The following is an 18,917-nucleotide window of genomic DNA, read 5'->3' as shown; positions in this document are numbered from 1 at the left end:
AAGGAGAAAAGAGAAATAATGTTTTCAAACAAAAAAGAGATTTTTAGTATCCGTAAAACGGTACTAGGAGTTGGTAGTGTCTTATTAGGAGTGATGTTGACAACTCAGGTGGCAAGCGCTGAAGAAACAAGCGCTGTGACTCCGCAGGCGACAAGTTCAACAGTAGTGACAGCAACTTCGCCAACAACTGGGACGGTAAAGGGCCTAGCAGCTGTAACGGCACCAGAAGTAACAACAACTTCAAGTACCCTTTCACCGGCTATTAGTTTAGCAGTATCAACAACTCCTTCTGTAACTGAAACAGTTATTAAAAGCCCAATCCGTTATGTCGCTGATGCTACTCAAGCAGTTGGTTATCGTCAAGTACAAACACAAGGTATTGATGGAAAATTAATTACGACCAATACAGGAACATTGGATGCTAATGGCAATCCAGTCATCACTGTTCAACGGATTGAACCAACTGAAACAGTCATTGTGCTTGGAACTAAACCAACAACAACTGTAACAAATGTTATTCCTGCAACGACAGAATATAGCATTGATGTGACAAAGCCGGTTGGTACGGATGTGATTATCCCAGCAGTTGACGGTCAAACAACGACTACGACAACTAACAAAATTCAAACTGAAACGACAGCTCCGGTAAGTCCAGCTGTTAATTCAGAAGGCTACAAGTGGATTGATACATCTTTTTATCATATTGATACAACGCAAGTATTACCGAGTGATCGGATTGCTATCGATAAGCTTTTTGTTCCAGTGCCAAAATTGACATCAGATTTCAACACGACTGAATCAACTGTTCGTGAGTATGCTCAATATGCAGAAAACTACATGTATGATTATATTACTGTGACTAACCCTGATGGAACAACTACACAAAAACAAGTCATTCGTCCGGTTACGAGTGAGATGTTAGATCCAAATAATGCCCAATTAAGAACAGTGACAGGTTTAACAGATAATAATGTCTTTTACTCACGTTTATTAGATGCTAGTAAGGAAGATATATGGAATACATCTGCTCAAGATTATGGCATGGAAATGGTTCCAGAAGATTTAACCACTTCAGCTGATGATTTCTTAAGGTATAATAGTAGCAATATTATCAATGATGCCTTTTATGCCGACATTAAAGCAGATTATTTAAGAGCCCAATTAGCATATAATCAGTTAGTTGCAATGGGTACTTTGACAAGTGCACAACAAGCAGATTATGATTTGATGACTCGTCAATTTGATTCCTTAACCCGTCGTTATAATAGCTATCGCGACAGTATTAAGATTGACATTGATTATAGTCATACAACTATGCCTGATGCCCAGAAAGCAGATTTTGAATCTCGCTTACAAGTTCTACCATCTGAAGTTCAACGGATTATTGCCAGTCTTGTTATTTATGATGGTGAAATTCCTGGAATGGGAACTGGTACACTTGGACTGTCAAACTCTGCAGATCAATCAATTGCTTTAAAATACGAAGCAAGCAACACGGATTTAATTGCTACTGTTTTACATGAAATGACTCATATTATTGATTTCAAGAGTGGTTTATATACTGAAAAAACAGACCGAAATACAGATAATACTCTTGATACAGTAATGGCGTTTTCCGATACAGCAGAGTTCTTAGATGTGTATCATACTTACTTTGACCGTACAGATGTTTGGTCATATTATCGTGACAACAGTGAAGAAGCTTTTGCTGAAGGGTTAAGCGAATACATGATGCACAAACTTTTCGGTACACCATATGCAACATATCTGACTAATCCTTACTCAAGTCCAATTGATGCTTACGACCCAGGGAATGGTACAGGCTACAGTCCTTTCGCGGCGGCCGAATATTACTTTGCTGATCTTTACAATAAACTCTTTGGTTATCCAAGAACGGCAACTGTCGTTGCCTACCAAACAACAACGACAACAACAGCGCCTGTTAATGGTAAAGTGATTTATGGCGCATTGCCTACTGAAACAACAACGACAACGACTTATAAGACAGTCTATGTTGGTGATACTAATATGGCTTATGATCCAACAGGTCAAACAAATGTTGTTAAACCTGGTGTTGAAGGCACTCAAACGGTTCGTACTACCTATGCCCTTGATACCAATAATCAATTGGTTGGAACAGACACGATTATTTCTTCTAGCCCTGCTCAAGACCAAGTCATTACTAAGGGAATTCAACCAACTGTTGTTGATAAGCAAGTTGCTATGACTGTTATTTACCAAGAAGTTAAAGATGGTTCTCTAGGCGATTGGCAAATTAAAGTTCTTGATGTTGGACAAGATGGTCTGGTAAGAACAACAACTACCTACACAATTGATGCAACAACTGGTGTGATTACACCGTCAACGACAGAGACAACTGTAACAGCAATGCGTCCAATGATAGTTCAATATCAAGCTGGAACAGCACAGGTTACACCTGTTGCTTATCAAAAACGCTATGTTCTGGATCCTAATTTACCAAGTGGTAGCCAAGTAGTGGTAACACCTGGTCAAGATGGGACTTCAACTGTAACGGTTCACTCTTACGATTTTGTTCAAGATGGTGCCAATAGTCGTTTTGCAAACATTGTTTATAGTAGTCCTGTTGTCGTTGCGGCTCAAGATCGTGTCATTGCTGTTGGAGCGGGTACCCAAGTTCAAGATAAACAAGTTGCTAAAACAGTTATTTATCAAGAAGTCACAGATAACTCATTAGCTGATTGGCAAGTAGAAATTGCTGATGCTGGACAAGATGGTTTAAACCGTACAACTACAACTTTTACTGTTGATCCAGTGACTGGCGCTGTAACGCCTTCGATTGTGGAAACTACAGTAACAGCAATGCGTCCGATGATTGTTCGCTATAAAGTTGGTAGTACACAAACAACGACCGTGCCATTCGCAACTGAATATGTTGCAGATAATTCGATTCCTTTTGGTACTGAAAAAGTTGTTACTGAAGGTCAAAATGGTCTAATCACGAAATCTGTAGCTGCATATAACTTTGTTCAAGATGGCGCAAACAGTCGTTTTGAAAATATTCAATATAATGAAGTGACAAATCCACAAGTTATTAATAAAGTTATTTCTAAAGGAACACAAACAGTTGTCAGTGATCAAGCTCAAACGAAGACAGTTGTTTATCAAGAAGTTACAGATAATTCACTAGCTGAATGGGAAGTTAAGGTTGTCAGTCAAGGTCAAGATGGTTTGACTAGAACCACAACTACCTATACTGTTAACCCAGTGACTGGGGAAGTGACACCTTCTGTAGCTGAAACAGTTGTAACTGCAATGACTCCAATGGTTGTTCAGTATCGCATGGGCTCAGATAAAGTAACTAACATTGCTTATAAGACTCGCTATGTTGCAGATACTAGCTTAGCTAGAGGACAACAACAGGTAACCAGTCCAGGTCAGAATGGTACCTCAACTATTTCAGTGCAATCCTTTGACTTTATCCAAGATGGCGCTAATAGCCGCTTTGAGAACATTGTCTACGCTAGTCCAGTTGTAGCTGCTGCACAGGATCAAGTGATTGCAGTTGGTGCACAAAGTGATATTAGTGACTCTGTTGAAGCTAAGACTATTGTTTATAAAGAAATTATGGATAATTCATTAGCTGATTGGGAAGTTAAAGTACTGGATGCTGGACAAGATGGTATTGTTAGAACAACTACAAGTTATACTATTGATCCAGTAGCAGGTGCTTTATCAAGCACAACAAGTGAAACAACTCTCTCTAAAGTTCGCCCAATGCTTGTTGGTTATAAGGTTGGTGCTTCTAAGACAGGTGAACTTGCCTTTAACACACAATATGTTGAAGATTCAACATTAGCTGAAGGGCAAGAAAAAGTTCTTGTATCTGGAAGTCTCGGAACTACTTTGGCGACAGTTAAATCATTTAACTTTATTGAAGATGGTGCTAATAGCCGTTTTGAAAATATTGTTTACAATGATCCAACAATTGTTATCGCTGCTGTTGATCAGGTGATTGCGCGTGGAACAAAAGAAGTTCCAGTTGTTACTCTAGAACCAGAAGTAACTAGACCTGTAGAAGGGAAACCGGCTCCAACTGTTAAAGCTGTAGGGATTAAAGCTCCGGTTCAGACAAGTGCGAAAGTTGAAGCTGTTCAAGCTCCAAAAGAAAGCCTACCTACAACTGGTGATAACCAAAATCTACTCGTAACGCTTATGTCAAGTGCCTTAGTCATTGGCTTAGGTTTAGGACTTAAGAAAAAAGAAGAAAAATAATTAGTAAAACGCTCCTGATTTATTCAGGAGCGTTTTTGCTTTATAAAAAAGGTTTAAGAGATTTTTTCTTAAACCTTGCTTTTTATGGATTAGACTTAATTTTTATCTTTTTTTGGACTTTGTTTTTCCAATTTAGCTTCAATTTCTTTCAAGCGTTTGAAGGTTTTTTCAGCTCTGTCCATAGATGCTTTATCAGCTTTCTCTTGAGCAGCTTTTGGATCACTTGCCACTAACTCAGCAACTTCTTTGTTAGTTGTTTCTTGTTCAGTCATCCAAGTTTTTTCAAGACCTTTCACTTCATCAATCACTTTTGTGCCGAATTTTTTAGGATTTGCAGCAACCATATCGTTGATGTGTGAAACAGTCCAGTACCAAGAATCTTTGTTGTACTTAGTGCTGTCTTCTTGGTAGGCTTTGTAAGTTTGGCTAATATTTCCTAAGTATGGTAAGTAAGGTGCATTTCTTGGGCTACCAATAGATAACCACATAACACCGCCACCCATTTCAGCAGGAATATCATCTTTTAATTGGAAGACATGTGCTTCCATAACGTTTGGATTAGAGATTGGATAAGCATAACCTTTAACAGCATCTTTTGATTTAGGTTTACCCTTACCATCTAATTCCATTTGGTCTAATGGTTTTAATTCTAAACCTTCAAAACGGTTACGTTGCAATTTGATAGCATCCTCTAGAGAGAATTTTTTATCAGTGCTTTGCAATAATTCGTAGTTGTCGTCTTTATAGGTTACTTTTGAATCAGGATCTAAAGATTTAATACCAGAGTAGACGCGTGAACGGTTGGCATCAGCCATTTTTGGATTGTATGATTGAGCAATGTGGAATTGACCATCAACTTCCTTAAATGTGCCAGCATCTTTCGCTAATTTTTCGACACCGTCAGAAGCGATGGTGTTTTCTTTATCGTCGAAATTGACATGCCCTAAGTAGAAAGTATTAGGGAAAACAGCAAATTTATCGTCTGGGAATTTAATAGCGACATATTGGTGCCCTGACAGAATTTCCATGTACCAGATACCATCTTTGTCGGCAAGAGTTAAGATATTTCCTTCCGCAGAGCCTTTTTCTTTGACGATTTTAGCAATCAGTTCAATACCTTCTTTAGCGGTTTTAACACTTGGTAAAACAACTGAAGTGATAGAAGATTCTGCAAGACCATCTTCAACATATGGGTCTTTTTCTAAAATCTTATCATTGGCTGAAGCAGATACAGTTGCTGACATGGAAACCCCATGTTCGTTGATACCAGCTTCATCGTAAACACCATATTTAGGTGTTACATCAGGAACAGCAGTGTATTTGAAAGAGTGACTTGGTAATGGGTATTCAAAACCATTTGCTTGATCTTTCCATTTTTCACCAGCTTTGTTGTCTTTAGCAGGACGAACTAAGAAAGTCTTATTGTGGTTTGGTTCTAAGTCTTCTGTTCGACCAAATAGAGTCGATCCGTCGGTAGTCAGGTTTTTACCAATGATAAAACCTGTACATGCTTCCGCAGATGAGTAGCAAGCCAATGCTGTCATAACAGTCACTGTTGCTAGAGTAAATTTCTTCTTGTTCATAACTAACCTCCATAAAATGCAGGCGCTTCCACAATTATTATATGCTAGTCGCAAGAGAAATTCAATCATTTTTTAAAGTAATCTGAAAATGTAAATAATCTAAATTTTAAAAGAATTTTACAACTTTAATCATCTTCTTTTTTTATCTCAGACCAAGTCAAGTAATGAGAAATTTGGTATAATGAAGAACAAGTTATAGAGAAAGGGTAAGTTTATGAAGAACTTTTTCAAAAAAAGGTGGGTCAAAGTATCGCTAACCATTTTTGCTCTCTTAATCCTTAGTATTCTAGCTTTAGGTGGCTTTTATTATTCCAAAACTAGTGTCATTGATCGCTATGTTAAAGCTAGAAGTCAAAAATCAGGACCAGTATTTGAAAATATTAAAGAATACTTGGTTTGGTCAGACACAAAAGAAACTATCACCAATGATGAGGCAACTTTTGCTGAATTTTCACGTTTAGATAAGTCACAAGTAAAGGAAGTCAAAGAAGCGCTTAAATCTGCAGACCAATCAGATGACCAATATCTAGTATCGACAGGCCGTCATTTTGGTATTTTTCCTGACTATCATGTTGCCATGAGACCCATGTCTTTAACCATTAAGACTAATTTGAAAGACGAGGATATTCTCCTTAATCAAAAATTTGTGACAAGATCAGATTCGGATAAGTTCTCAACAGAATTGAAACGCTTGCCAATCGCTGATTATAAAGCAAGTATCAATGGGAAATACAAAGGGAGAGATGTTGAAATCAGTAAGTCTTATGATGGTAAAAATAAAGTCCTTGATTTATCCGTAACCTTTATGAATTTTACCGTTTCAAGTAATTTAACTGATGGTGAATTGTATTTCGATGACAGTCGTATTGGAAGCTTGAAAGAGGGTACTTACAAGGTTGAAGACTACCCAGTAACTCATGCTGCGCAAGCCTATGTTAAAAAGAACTTCCCAGATGGTGACATCTCTTCGAAAAAAGTGGCTCTAGACCAAATCCAAGATGGTTCGGATGTGAAGCTAGATGTGGATAATTTACTTTCTGCTGAAAAAGCAGGTCAATATCTCTTATCGGCCTTTGATCAATTGATGATTTACACAAGTAACCGTCAGGATTCTGCTAGCATAAACGATGTTTTTGAAAATGGGGCTAATAATGCTTTTTATAAAGGCTTGAAAGAAAGTGTTAAAGCCAAGTTGGAGACAGATAGTCGAAAGGCCTCCAGTTTTGCTATTCCAAATGTTGTCCTCAATAATTTGACCCAAGTTGGTAAAGAATCCTATTTGATCGATTTTTCGGCAACTTATGACTACGGCTATGACAAATCCACAGATCCAGCTAAGAGCTCTTCTGGCCATATTACTCAAGATATTAATGGTAAAATGACCTTGAAGAAATCGGGTGATAAGTACATTGTCAGTGAAGCGGGTGTTAAGAATATAACGGTTGTCAATGAGAAAAATGAAGTTAAAGCGCCATCTCTACTTCCAGAAGGATTAGTTGGTACCTGGTCAGGAACAAAAGATGATATCACTTATACCTTGACCTTTGCTGAAGATGGTACAGTGACTCGCAAGAAAGATTACAAGGATCCTAAGAAAAAGGATGAAATGACGACAGCTAAAATTAGCAAGTCTGAAGAAAAATCTGAGGGTGACTATCGCCTAAACTTCTCATCTGGAAATGGTGAGATTATGGTTATAGGTGGCGGTATTGGTGGTATGAATATTAAATATGATTATGGTGTTCGGGTAGAGGGGAATAGCATTACCCCAATTATCTGGCAAACAGGAAGTAATCAAGAATTTGATTATAGCAAACCATTACCAGGATTAACATTAAAAAGAGAATAAAAAGAGGACTCCTAAGGGAGTCCTTTTTCAAATGATTTAGATTTTGCATTGAGACTAATGTCCTCTAAGGTTAAAGGGTGTCTAAAATAGAGACGATGGGCGTGAAGCATGAGACGCTCACCCTGACTGCCTTCGTTATACAAAGGATCGCCAACAATCGGGTGTCCTAGATGGCTTAAATGAACCCGAATCTGATGGGTTCGTCCTGTTTTTAGGCGACAATTAACCAGACTTTCTCCACTGTCAAATGTTTTAAGTACTTTGAACCGAGTGACTGCTCTTTGACCTTTTTTAAAATCGACGATGCGTTTCCTTCGGTCGTGGCGGTGGCGACCAATAGGGAGGTTTATGACTTGGTCCTTGTTTGTCATCGTCCCATTAGCGAAAGCCCAGTAGTCTCTGCCAATCAAACGGTTTTCAAGTAGCCGGTTCATAATGGGAAGAATAAAAGGATTCTTGGCAAAGATTATGGCTCCGCTTGTTTCCATATCTAAACGATGAATGACATGGCAGGTTTGACCGACATAGGCAGAAACATGGTTGAGTAAGGCTAATTCATTTGGTTCATTACCATGAGTTTTCATACCTTCGGCTTTATTCACAACGATTAGATGATCATCTTGATATAGGCAGTCGACTAGAGTGGCATCGCCGAAAGGAATAGCCTTACTAGGATAATCTTCTTGATCAAAAGTTAGGCTAATGAGATTACCTTTTTCGACCGAGGACTGCCAGTTAATAAGTTGATGATTTATTTGAAGGTGTTTTTTGGTGCGCAAAAAATGCCTTATTTTTCGTGGAATTAAGAGTTTTTCTTCCAGGAGTTCCTTGACGGTTACTTGGGAAAAGGGACTCTCAAAAGTTACTGTAAAACTGCCATTGCTATTATTTTGGATTTTCATTGAGCCAGTCGTGGTATTTTTCAAGTAGATTTACTGCCATTTGTGTAGCAAGAGCAGCCGAGAAAGCCTCTGTTCCTTCCAATTCCTCGTTAGCAACTTCTAATTTTGTTTCATCATAGATGGCTTTTAAACTTTCAGATGACAATGTTTCTTTAAAGGCATCAAATCTATTCATATGCTTTACCCATTCTTTCTATTGAAATTTTCTATAGACTCATTATATCATTTTTGCAGACGATTTTGACCTCTAGCTTTTACACTTTTTAAGGTTTAGTAATAAGTTTAATCGTTTTTTAAGATAAAAGTTACCGTTTTAACTATTTTTAATATTCGATTCCGCTAGAAATTGATATAATATGGTGAAATCATTTTTATTATAAAAGGGAAAAATATGAAAAGTATTAGACGTTATGATGTCAACGAGGAAAGCGCCCATACCGGTTTAGTTGAAGCGGGAGATTACTATTTTCTCAATTATTGCACAGGTAATATTGGTCACCCCATAGAAGAACAAATTAACGGAGCATTCGATGAAATGGAACGTCGTTTAGGTTTGGTTGGACTTACCTTAGAAGCTGTCGTTAAGATGGATTGTCTTTTCCGCGATGTTTGGAATGTTCCGGTTATGGAGAAAGTGGTCAAAGAACGCTTCAAGGGTAAATACCCAGCGCGAAAATCAATCCAGACAGAATTCGCTCACTATGGAGGACCAGAAGGATTGCTTTTCCAAGTTGACGGGATTGCTTACTCGAAACCTATCCAAACTACTTCAAACTAGAAGTTGACTTCTCATAGTGGTATAATAACTCTATGACATTTTTAGAATTACTTGAAAAGAAGTTTTTCCCTGGTAAGTATGAGGAAAAACAGAAACAAAAAGAATTGGATAAGGATCAAGAAGAGGCGGATAGTGCGGCTAACTTAGAAGAAGGTTTAAGCCCATCTGAACAATCACATAGCTCAGCTTATCAACGTCGTCATGGTGTCGATGATACCAGTAAACCAGTGCCTAATTGGAAGCGGAAATTGGAAGCAATTTTGCCTTCACCGCAACATCCTATTAGGCGTTTTTGGCGTCGTTATCATATTGGTAAGATTCTTTTGATTGTTATTGGGACTTTTGTTTTACTAACAGGTTCTTACCTCTTCTATTTGTCCAAAACCGCTAAGGTTTCCGATTTACAAAATGCCTTAAAAGCGACAACTATCATTTATGATAATAAAGCTGAATATGCGGGAAGTCTTTCTGGACAAAAGGGGACCTATGTTGAGCTAGATGCTATCTCAGATAACTTAGAAAATGCTGTTATTGCAACAGAGGATAGAACTTTTTATGAAAATAAAGGGATTAATTTTAATCGCTTCCTTTTAGCTGTTGTTACAGCGGGGCATTTTGGGGGTGGCTCGACCATTACCCAACAGTTAGCTAAAAACGCTTATTTATCACAAGATCAAACCATTAAGCGGAAAGCGCGTGAATTTTTCCTTGCTTTGGAGCTAACCAAAAAATATAGCAAAAAAGAAATTTTGGCGATGTACCTCAATAATTCTTACTTTGGGAATGGGGTTTGGGGCGTTGAAGATGCCAGTCAAAAGTACTTCGGGACAAGCGCAGCTAATTTAACGCTTGATGAGGCGGCGACATTAGCAGGTATGCTTAAAGGACCAGAAATTTATAACCCTATCTATTCAGTTAAAAATGCCACCAATCGTCGTAATACAGTCTTGTATGCCATGGTTGATGCGGGGAAAATTTCCCAAAAAGAAGCAGATCAAGCAAAATCCATTGGGATTGGGAACCGTCTTGCTGATACCTATGTGGGCAAATCAGATGACTACAAGTATCCCTCTTACTTTGATGCAGTGATCGACGAGGCCATCACGACTTATGGTATTTCGGAAAAAGATTTGGTCAATAACGGTTATAAAATTTATACGGAGTTAGATCAAAACTATCAAACGGGTATGCAGACGACTTTCAACACGGCTAGTCTTTTTCCAGTGTCAGATTATGATGGTACCAGCGCTCAAGGTGCTAGTGTAGCTTTGGATCCTAAAACAGGTGGTGTCCGTGGCCTGGTTGGTCGGGTTAATGCTGATGGTAAACAAGAATTCCGGAGTTTTAACTATGCCACACAAGCTAAACGAAGTCCTGCTTCCTCCATTAAGCCATTGATTGTCTACACTCCAGCTGTTGCTACCGGTTGGTCAATTGATAAAAAATTGCCCAATACCATGCGTGATTTTGGTGGTTATAAACCTCATAACTATGGCAATTACGAGTCTGAAGCTGTGCCGATGTACCAGGCTCTAGCTAATTCCTACAATATTCCAGCTGTTGCTACCGTAAAAGAATTGGGAATTGACAAGGCTGTGGCCTATGGTAACAAATTTGGTTTAGACATGGATTCCTCAAATAAAGAATTAGGAATCGCACTCGGCGGTAGTGTGACGACCAATCCTTTGGAAATGGCTCAAGCCTATTCTGCTTTTGCTAACAAAGGTATTATGCATACGGCTCATTTCATTACCAAGATTGAATCAGCCAGTGGTAAAGTCCTTAAGGTACATTCTGATCAGTCTAAGCGCGTGATTAGTCAGACAGTTGCTGATAAGATGACTAGCATGATGCTAGGTACCTTTTCAAATGGTTCGGCAGTTAACGCCAATGTTTACGGTTATACTTTAGCTGGTAAGACAGGCACAACCGAAACGGATTTCAACCCAGATTTATCTGGAGATCAATGGGTTATTGGCTACACACCAGATGTTGTTATTAGTCAATGGATTGGTTTCAATAAAACAGATGAAAATCATTACTTGAATGACTCAAGTGCGGGGACAGCGTCAACCATTTTCAGTACGCAAGCATCGTATATTCTTCCTTATACAAAGGGTAGTCAATTTAAAGTCGATAATGCCTATGCAGCTAATGGGATTTCTGCAGTTTACGGTGTGAATGAAAGTAATTCGGAAGTAGCTCAAAATTCACAAGATATTATAGATGGGCTTAAGAAATCAGCAGAAGAAGCTTCCAAGTCAATCTCTGATGCAGTTAATAATTATGGCCTTAAAGAGAAGGCAAAAAGCCTATGGGATGGGATTGTTGACTATATTCAATAGCTTGCGCATTTAGCTATTTCGTGTTAGAATATCTCTACGGAGGGCGTTATGGCACAGAAAAAAGCAAGCCTAGCCTGTGTCGATTGTGGAAGCCGCAACTACTCTATTGGAGTTAGTAGCACGCCTAAACCGACACGACTAGAAGTTAATAAATTTTGTAAGCATTGTAAAAAATATACTTTACACAAAGAAACACGTTAGGAGAGTCTGATGGGATTTATCAGTGGTATTTTTAGATTACTAAAAGATACAACTTGGCCAAATCGAAAACAACGTTGGAAAGATTTTATCGCAGTACTTGAATACACTGCATTTTTCACTATCATCATTTTCATTTTTGACCAATTATTATCAAAAGGTGTTTTAAACATCATCAATTATTTCAATAATTAAAAGAAAGGCTGGAGAAACTCCGGCCTTTTGGCGTCAACTAATCAAATCATTGACAGGACTGGTGACTTGGACTATAATGAGAGTAACGAAATCATTCCAAAAGCCGCCTAAGGCTTTTTTCTGATGAAAGGAAAATATATGTTAGATTCATTCGATAAAGGTTGGTTTGTTCTTCAAACCTATTCTGGTTATGAAAACAAAGTCAAAGAAAATCTATTGCAACGTGCTCAAACATACAATATGTTAGATAACATTTTACGCGTTGAAATCCCAACCCAAACCGTAAACGTTGAGAAAAACGGTCAAACAAAAGAGATTGAAGAAAATCGCTTCCCGGGTTATGTCCTAGTAGAAATGGTAATGACTGATGAAGCCTGGTTTGTTGTCCGTAATACGCCAAACGTAACTGGTTTCGTTGGATCTCACGGAAACCGTTCAAAACCAACCCCATTACTTGAAGAGGAAATTCGTGCAATCCTTCTTTCAATGGGTCAAACTATTGATGTCTTTGACACAAATATCAAAGAAGGTGATGTTGTCCAAATTATCGATGGTGCCTTTATGGGACAAGAAGGCCGTGTTGTAGAAATTGAAAACAACAAGGTTAAATTGATGTTGAATATGTTTGGTTCAGAGACTATTGCGGAAGTTGAACTTTTCCAAATTGCTGAACTTTAGTATTTATAAGGAATAATTAATTGTTTCCTCTAGCTATAAGTGGGCTTAAATTCAATTATGAGAGAATAGGTGTTATTTTTGGCTGAGTTCTTTGTAATAAAGGACTTAGCTTTTTTGTTTGCATCCAAAATATGATTAATCATAATTAGTCAAACAGATTGAAATCACTATTTTGACCATTTATTAACCACTTAATTCGTGCTATAATAGAAAGAACTAGACTTTTTGACATGGGAGATTCCATATGACTTTTTATAATCACAAAGAAATAGAGCCCAAATGGCAAGCCTACTGGGCTAAAAACCATACTTTCAAAACAGGTATGGACACATCAAAACCTAAATTTTATGCTTTAGATATGTTTCCATATCCTTCAGGAGCTGGTCTCCACGTTGGTCACCCAGAAGGTTATACAGCAACTGATATCTTGAGCCGTTTCAAACGTTCTCAAGGCTACAATGTCCTTCATCCAATGGGTTGGGATGCCTTTGGGTTACCAGCTGAACAATATGCTATGGATACTGGTAATGACCCAGCTGAATTTACAGCTGAAAACATTGCCAACTTCAAGCGTCAGATTAATGCACTTGGTTTTTCTTATGACTGGGATCGTGAAGTGAACACGACTGATCCAAACTATTACAAGTGGACACAATGGATTTTCACAAAACTCTATGAAAAAGGCTTGGCTTATGAAGCTGAAGTTCCTGTCAACTGGGTTGAAGAACTTGGAACAGCCATTGCCAATGAAGAAGTTTTACCTGATGGCACTTCTGAACGTGGCGGCTATCCAGTTGTCCGTAAACCAATGCGTCAATGGATGCTTAAAATCACAGCCTATGCTGAACGCCTTCTTGAAGACCTTGAAGAAGTGGATTGGCCTGAGTCCATCAAGGACATGCAAAGAAACTGGATCGGCAAATCAGTCGGTGCTAACGTGACATTTACGGTTAAAGATTCAGAGGAAAATTTTACTGTCTTTACTACTCGTCCTGATACCTTGTTTGGGGCTACTTATGCCGTCTTGGCACCAGAGCATGCGCTTGTTGATGCCATCACTTCAGCTCAACAAGCTGAAGCCGTGGCAGAATACAAACGTCAAGCAAGTCTGAAATCAGATTTAGCCCGTACCGATTTGGCTAAAGAAAAAACAGGTGTTTGGACTGGTAGTTACGCCATTAACCCTGTCAACGGACGAGAAATGCCAATTTGGATTGCTGACTACGTGCTTGCTAGCTATGGTACGGGTGCTATCATGGCTGTACCAGCCCATGATGAACGTGACTGGGAATTTGCGAAGCAATTCAATCTAGATATCATTCCTGTTCTAGAAGGCGGCAATGTCCAAGAAGCAGCTTATACTGAAGATGGTTTGCACATGAATTCTGATTTCCTAAACGGACTTAATAAGGAAGAAGCTATTGCCAAAATGGTTGCTTGGTTGGAAGAAAATCAAGTGGGTAATGAAAAAGTCACTTACCGCCTCCGCGACTGGCTCTTCTCACGTCAACGTTATTGGGGTGAACCAATTCCAATTATTCATTGGGAAGACGGTACCTCAACGGCTGTGCCAGAAGATCAGCTGCCATTAATTCTTCCTGTAACTAAAGATATTCGACCTTCAGGGACTGGTGAGTCGCCTTTGGCTAATCTTACTGATTGGTTAGAAGTGACGCGCGAGGACGGCGTTAAAGGTCGTCGCGAGACCAATACCATGCCACAATGGGCTGGTTCTAGCTGGTACTATTTACGCTACATCGACCCTAAAAACGACCAAGCTTTGGCAGATCCAGAATTGTTGAAACAATGGTTGCCGGTTGATATTTACGTGGGTGGTGCGGAACACGCTGTACTTCATTTACTTTATGCTCGTTTCTGGCATAAAGTGCTCTATGATTTGGGTGTTGTGCCAACTAAAGAGCCATTCCAAAAACTCTTTAACCAAGGAATGATTTTGGGAACTAGTTACCGTGATCACCGTGGTGCCCTTGTGGCGACCGATAAGGTTGAAAAACGTGATGGCTCATATTTCCATATGGAAACTGGCGAAGCATTAGAACAAGCTCCAGCTAAGATGTCTAAATCCCTAAAAAACGTTATCAATCCGGATGATGTGGTTGAGCAGTATGGTGCTGATACCCTTCGTGTTTACGAAATGTTCATGGGACCTTTGGATGCTTCCATCGCTTGGTCTGAAGAAGGCCTTGAAGGTAGCCGTAAGTTCCTAGACCGCGTTTACCGTCTCATTACCACTAAGGCTTTGGTGGCTGAGAATAGCGGAGCCTTGGACAAGGTTTACCACGAAACAGTTAAAGCTGTTACTGAACAAATTGAATCCATGAAATTCAATACAGCCATCGCTCAATTGATGATTTTCATTAATGCAGCCAATAAAGAGGAAAGTCTATTTGTTGACTATGCCAAAGGCTTTATCCAATTAATTGCTCCATTCGCACCACACTTAGGTGAAGAACTTTGGTCACAAGTAACAGGCAGTGAAGAATCACTAGCACATGTGGCATGGCCAGTTTGGGATGACAGTAAACTGGTTGAAAACGAAGTGGAAATTGTTGTCCAAATCAAAGGTAAAGTTAAAGCCAAACTCATGGTTGCGAAAGATCTACCAAAAGATCAGTTAGAAGCTGCAGCTCTAGCTAACGACAAAGTACAAGCTGAAATTGCTGGTAAAAAAGTGATTAAAGTGATTGCTGTTCCCAATAAATTAGTGAATATTGTTGTTAAATAAAAGATTTAGCTTTCATCTTTAACGAGATAAGTTAAAAATAGTAATGATGTAATGCACTCCTTTGGAGTGCATTTTTTTGCTCTCTCTTTTTTCTAGTCCATTTTTGAACACAAGTCTGTGTGATACTTGGTCTTTTTTAAAACGCTTTCAATTCCTATAATAGGGTTATAAAAATTCTTATTAATTTTGGAAAGAGGTAGTCGTCATGGAATTCTTCCTAGCTCCCCTAAACTGGTTCTCGCAAAATATCTTGCAAAATCCAGCTTTCTTCGTTGGTTTATTAGTACTGGTTGGGTATTTACTGCTCAATAAACCTTTTCATGAGGTTTTTGCCGGTTTTATTAAAGCCACTGTTGGTTATTTGATTTTAAACGTCGGTGCTGGTGGTTTGGTTAATACTTTCCGACCAATTCTGGTAGCCTTGGCTAAGAAGTTTGAATTAAAAGCGGCTGTTATTGACCCTTACTTTGGTCTTGCTGCTGCAAATGCAAAATTAGAAGGCATGGGCTTTATCTCAGTTGCTACTACAGCCTTGCTGATTGGTTTTGGGGTCAACATTCTTTTAGTTGCTCTTCGTAAAGTGACTAAGATTCGGACTCTGTTCATTACTGGACACATCATGGTTCAACAAGCAGCAACTATTTCAGTCTTTGTTCTGCTATTGATTCCTCAGTTCCAAAATGCCTTAGGTGCTTGGGCTGTAGGTATCATTTGTGGACTTTATTGGGCTGTTAGTTCAAACATGACGGTAGAAGCAACACAACGACTAACCGGCGGTGGTGGCTTCGCTATCGGACACCAACAACAATTTGCCATTTGGTTTGTGGACAAAGTTGCACCTTTCTTTGGTAAAAAAGAAGAAAATCTAGACAACTTAAAACTTCCAACTTTCTTAAGTATCTTCCATGATACAGTTGTAGCTTCAGCGACCTTAATGTTGGTCTTCTTTGGTGGTATCTTAGCTGTCCTTGGCCCAGAAATCATGTCTAATGTTGAATTGATTGGACCAGGAGCTTATGTTCCTGCTAAACAAGCTTTTTTCATGTATATTCTTCAAACATCCCTTACCTTCTCAGTTTATCTCTTCATCTTAATGCAAGGGGTTCGGATGTTCGTCTCTGAATTAACCAATGCCTTCCAAGGGATTTCAAACAAACTGTTACCAGGTTCATTCCCTGCGGTTGACGTTGCGGCATCCTATGGTTTTGGTTCTTCCAATGCTGTCCTTTCAGGATTTGCCTTTGGATTGATTGGTCAATTGTTGACTATTACATTATTAGTAATCTTTAAAAATCCAATTTTGATTATCACTGGTTTTGTTCCTGTCTTCTTCGATAATGCTGCTATCGCGGTCTTCGCTGATAAACGTGGTGGTTGGAAAGCAGCTGTAGCCCTTTCATTCATCTCAGGTGTTATTCAAGTCGCTCTAGGTGCCGTTGCGGTTGGTCTCCTTGACCTTGCTGGTGGTTACCATGGAAATATCGACTTTGAATTCCCATGGTTAGCCTTTGGCTACATCTTCAAGTATCTTGGTGTAATTGGTTACGCTGCCGTATGTCTCTTCTTCCTAGCTATTCCACAATTGCAATTTGCCAAAGCTAAGGATAAAGAAGCTTATTATCGCGGAGAAGCGCAGCCTAAATAAACTTTTAAATAAACTAGTGAGCTATAGTCCCTTTTGGGACAATGGCTTCGCCCCTTAGGGATTGATTATGGCTACAAAGCTTTGTAGCTCCAAGCACTCGATCGGTCAGCGCAGCTGCAAATGGAGTTCGTTTCTGGGCTGACATGTGCTTTGTGTTAGAAATGATGTGACTGCTCAGCGATGAGCAAAAATAGAAAGTAAAGGAAATATCTCATGGTTAAAATTTTAACAGCATGCGGAAATGGCATGGGTTCATCTATGGTTATTAAAATGAAGGTTGAAAATGCTTTGCGCCAACTCGGTGTGTCGGATATTCAATCGGCTTCTTGCTCAGTTGGGGAAGCTAAGAGTTTGGCAGCAGGTTACGATATTGTCGTTGCTTCTAATCATCTGATCCACGAATTGGATGGTAGAACTAAGGGTCATTTGGTTGGTTTAGATAACCTTATGGATGATCAAGAAATTAAAGCTAAGCTCAGTCAAGTTTTGTAAGATCTTGATAGGCAACTTTTTGACTGACGCTGAAGAAAGGATTTGACATGAACTTAAAAAAAGCTTTTATCGACAATAATTCAATTCGTCTAGGCCTGTCAGCAGAAAGTTGGCAAGAGGCTGTGAAATTGTCTGTGGCTCCCCTCATTGAAAGTGGAGCTGTAACAGAGGAATACTATCAGGCTATTATTGACTCTACTGAGGAACATGGGCCTTACTATATCTTGATGCCAGGAATGGCTATGCCCCATGCTCGGCCTGAAGCTGGCGTAGTCCGTGATGCCTTCTCACTGGTTACACTACAATCTCCAGTAACCTTTTCAGATGGTAAAGAAGTGCAAGTTCTAGTGGCTTTAGCAGCAACAAGCTCAGCTATTCATGCCACAGTTGCGATTCCGCAAATTATTGCCCTCTTTGACATGAAGGATTCCATAAAACGACTCTTAGCTTGTCAATCAGAAGCAGAAGTTTTGGCTATGGTGGAAGAGTCAAAAGACAGTCCTTATTTGGAAGGTTTTGATTTAGAGTCATAAAATAAGTGATTGATGAAGTAAAAAACGAATAGATAGAAAGAGGAAGAAAAGTGTCAAAACATATCCCAAATTTACAGGTTGCCTTGGATCATTCTGATTTGCAAGGTGCGATTAAAGCTGCTGTTTCCGTTGGAAACGATGTTGACGTCATTGAAGCAGGTACTGTTTGTTTGCTTCAAGTCGGTAGTGAATTAGTAGAAGTTCTTCGCAGTTTATTCCCTGACAAAATCATTGTTGCCGATACTAAGTGTGCCGATGCTGGGGGAACTGTTGCTAAAAACAATGCTCTTTGTGGTGCGGACTGGATGACATGTATCTGTTGTGCAACTATTCCAACTATGGAAGCAGCTTTAAAAGCTATCAAAGAAGTGCGTGGTAATCGCGGAGAAATCCAAATTGAACTTTATGGTGATTGGACTTTCGAACAAGCACAACTATGGCTAGATGCTGGCATTTCTCAAGCTATTTATCATCAGTCTCGAGATGCTCTTTTAGCTGGCGAAACTTGGGGTCAAAAAGATTTGACCAAAGTAGCCAAATTAATTGAGATGGGCTTCCGTGTCTCTGTTACAGGCGGTCTTGATGTGGATACTTTGAAACTTTTCAAAGGTCTTGATGTCTTTACCTTTATTGCAGGCCGAGGGATTACTGAAGCTGAAAATCCAGCCCTTGCAGCGCGTGCCTTTAAAGACGAAATTAAACGTATTTGGGGGTAAGCC

The 18,917-nt window shown here is 39.2% G+C and carries 15 protein-coding genes; 12 read left to right on the top strand and 3 right to left on the bottom strand.

Features of this window, described 5'->3' with window-relative positions; genetic code table 11:
• Positions 1-18 precede the first annotated feature (18 nt).
• Positions 19-4,254: a G5 domain-containing protein gene (locus A9Q68_RS10585; RefSeq protein ID WP_083426044.1), complete on the top strand. Its 4,236-nt coding sequence runs from the start codon at positions 19-21 to the stop codon at positions 4,252-4,254.
• Between the two features lie 95 nt (positions 4,255-4,349).
• Here A9Q68_RS10585 and A9Q68_RS07650 read toward each other — a convergent pair whose 3' ends face one another.
• Positions 4,350-5,837, bottom strand: a complete 1,488-nt coding sequence (locus tag A9Q68_RS07650; protein ID WP_071794124.1) for a C69 family dipeptidase — start codon at positions 5,835-5,837, stop codon at positions 4,350-4,352.
• Between the two features lie 214 nt (positions 5,838-6,051).
• On the opposite strand from A9Q68_RS07650, the gene A9Q68_RS07645 reads away from it, so the two are divergent.
• Entirely contained in the window at positions 6,052-7,686 is a 1,635-nt protein-coding gene (locus A9Q68_RS07645) for a zinc ribbon domain-containing protein (protein ID WP_071794122.1), read from the top strand.
• Positions 7,687-7,697: 11 nt separating this feature from the next.
• On the opposite strand, the gene A9Q68_RS07640 is transcribed toward A9Q68_RS07645, so the two are convergent.
• Together A9Q68_RS07640 and A9Q68_RS07635 are read right to left on the bottom strand one after the other, a co-directional pair.
• Entirely contained in the window at positions 7,698-8,588 is an 891-nt protein-coding gene (locus A9Q68_RS07640; protein WP_071794120.1) for an RluA family pseudouridine synthase, read from the bottom strand.
• A complete protein-coding gene (locus A9Q68_RS07635; RefSeq protein ID WP_071794119.1) occupies positions 8,572-8,763 on the bottom strand; it encodes a hypothetical protein in 192 nt (63 codons plus the stop codon). Before A9Q68_RS07635 ends, A9Q68_RS07640 begins: the two co-directional genes overlap by 17 nt.
• Before the next feature lie 216 nt (positions 8,764-8,979).
• Here A9Q68_RS07635 and A9Q68_RS07630 point away from each other — a divergent pair, with 216 nt between their 5' ends.
• From A9Q68_RS07630 to A9Q68_RS07585, 10 genes are all read left to right on the top strand, one after another.
• The gene (locus tag A9Q68_RS07630) at positions 8,980-9,366 is read left to right on the top strand and encodes a RidA family protein (protein ID WP_071794117.1); all 387 of its coding nucleotides are present in this window, start codon (positions 8,980-8,982) and stop codon (positions 9,364-9,366) included.
• A gap of 32 nt (positions 9,367-9,398) precedes the next feature.
• Positions 9,399-11,711: a penicillin-binding protein PBP2A gene (gene pbp2a / locus A9Q68_RS07625; RefSeq protein ID WP_071794115.1), complete on the top strand. Its 2,313-nt coding sequence runs from the start codon at positions 9,399-9,401 to the stop codon at positions 11,709-11,711.
• A gap of 48 nt (positions 11,712-11,759) precedes the next feature.
• Positions 11,760-11,912, top strand: a complete 153-nt coding sequence (gene rpmG, locus A9Q68_RS07620) for a 50S ribosomal protein L33 (RefSeq protein ID WP_071794113.1) — start codon at positions 11,760-11,762, stop codon at positions 11,910-11,912.
• A 9-nt stretch (positions 11,913-11,921) separates the two neighbouring features.
• On the top strand, positions 11,922-12,104 hold the full coding sequence (gene secE, locus A9Q68_RS07615; RefSeq protein ID WP_071794111.1) for a preprotein translocase subunit SecE: 183 nt from the start codon (positions 11,922-11,924) through the stop codon (positions 12,102-12,104).
• A 138-nt stretch (positions 12,105-12,242) separates the two neighbouring features.
• Entirely contained in the window at positions 12,243-12,782 is a 540-nt protein-coding gene (gene nusG / locus A9Q68_RS07610; protein ID WP_071794109.1) for a transcription termination/antitermination protein NusG, read from the top strand.
• Between the two features lie 244 nt (positions 12,783-13,026).
• On the top strand, positions 13,027-15,528 hold the full coding sequence (gene leuS / locus A9Q68_RS07605) for a leucine--tRNA ligase (protein WP_071794107.1): 2,502 nt from the start codon (positions 13,027-13,029) through the stop codon (positions 15,526-15,528).
• 205 nt (positions 15,529-15,733) lie between these two features.
• A complete protein-coding gene (locus A9Q68_RS07600; protein ID WP_071794105.1) occupies positions 15,734-17,173 on the top strand; it encodes a PTS sugar transporter subunit IIC in 1,440 nt (479 codons plus the stop codon).
• A gap of 213 nt (positions 17,174-17,386) precedes the next feature.
• Positions 17,387-17,665, top strand: a complete 279-nt coding sequence (locus A9Q68_RS07595) for a PTS sugar transporter subunit IIB (protein ID WP_071794103.1) — start codon at positions 17,387-17,389, stop codon at positions 17,663-17,665.
• A 47-nt stretch (positions 17,666-17,712) separates the two neighbouring features.
• Positions 17,713-18,198 carry a PTS sugar transporter subunit IIA gene (locus A9Q68_RS07590; RefSeq protein WP_071794101.1) on the top strand — a complete coding sequence of 162 codons (486 nt, stop codon included), beginning with the start codon at positions 17,713-17,715 and terminating at the stop codon, positions 18,196-18,198.
• Positions 18,199-18,248: 50 nt separating this feature from the next.
• Positions 18,249-18,914: a 3-keto-L-gulonate-6-phosphate decarboxylase UlaD gene (locus A9Q68_RS07585; RefSeq protein ID WP_071794100.1), complete on the top strand. Its 666-nt coding sequence runs from the start codon at positions 18,249-18,251 to the stop codon at positions 18,912-18,914.
• Positions 18,915-18,917 lie beyond the last annotated feature (3 nt).

It is taken from the genome of Streptococcus bovimastitidis (genome assembly GCF_001885095.1).
In the GTDB taxonomy this organism is placed as follows: Bacteria; Bacillota; Bacilli; order Lactobacillales; family Streptococcaceae; genus Streptococcus; species Streptococcus bovimastitidis.
The sequence above is the reverse complement of the archived record's forward strand: the minus strand, read 5'-3'. Positions and strand labels throughout refer to the sequence as shown.

Bases quoted from the DNA above. Each gene is read 5' to 3' on its own strand.
- A9Q68_RS10585 (WP_083426044.1), top strand. From the start codon at position 19: ATGTTTTCAAACAAAAAAGAGATTTTTAGTATCCGTAAAACGGTACTA.
- A9Q68_RS07650 (WP_071794124.1), bottom strand. From the start codon at position 5,837: ATGAACAAGAAGAAATTTACTCTAGCAACAGTGACTGTTATGACAGCA.
- A9Q68_RS07645 (WP_071794122.1), top strand. From the start codon at position 6,052: ATGAAGAACTTTTTCAAAAAAAGGTGGGTCAAAGTATCGCTAACCATT.
- A9Q68_RS07640 (WP_071794120.1), bottom strand. From the start codon at position 8,588: ATGAAAATCCAAAATAATAGCAATGGCAGTTTTACAGTAACTTTTGAG.
- A9Q68_RS07635 (WP_071794119.1), bottom strand. From the start codon at position 8,763: ATGAATAGATTTGATGCCTTTAAAGAAACATTGTCATCTGAAAGTTTA.
- A9Q68_RS07630 (WP_071794117.1), top strand. From the start codon at position 8,980: ATGAAAAGTATTAGACGTTATGATGTCAACGAGGAAAGCGCCCATACC.
- pbp2a (WP_071794115.1), top strand. From the start codon at position 9,399: ATGACATTTTTAGAATTACTTGAAAAGAAGTTTTTCCCTGGTAAGTAT.
- rpmG (WP_071794113.1), top strand. From the start codon at position 11,760: ATGGCACAGAAAAAAGCAAGCCTAGCCTGTGTCGATTGTGGAAGCCGC.
- secE (WP_071794111.1), top strand. From the start codon at position 11,922: ATGGGATTTATCAGTGGTATTTTTAGATTACTAAAAGATACAACTTGG.
- nusG (WP_071794109.1), top strand. From the start codon at position 12,243: ATGTTAGATTCATTCGATAAAGGTTGGTTTGTTCTTCAAACCTATTCT.
- leuS (WP_071794107.1), top strand. From the start codon at position 13,027: ATGACTTTTTATAATCACAAAGAAATAGAGCCCAAATGGCAAGCCTAC.
- A9Q68_RS07600 (WP_071794105.1), top strand. From the start codon at position 15,734: ATGGAATTCTTCCTAGCTCCCCTAAACTGGTTCTCGCAAAATATCTTG.
- A9Q68_RS07595 (WP_071794103.1), top strand. From the start codon at position 17,387: ATGGTTAAAATTTTAACAGCATGCGGAAATGGCATGGGTTCATCTATG.
- A9Q68_RS07590 (WP_071794101.1), top strand. From the start codon at position 17,713: ATGAACTTAAAAAAAGCTTTTATCGACAATAATTCAATTCGTCTAGGC.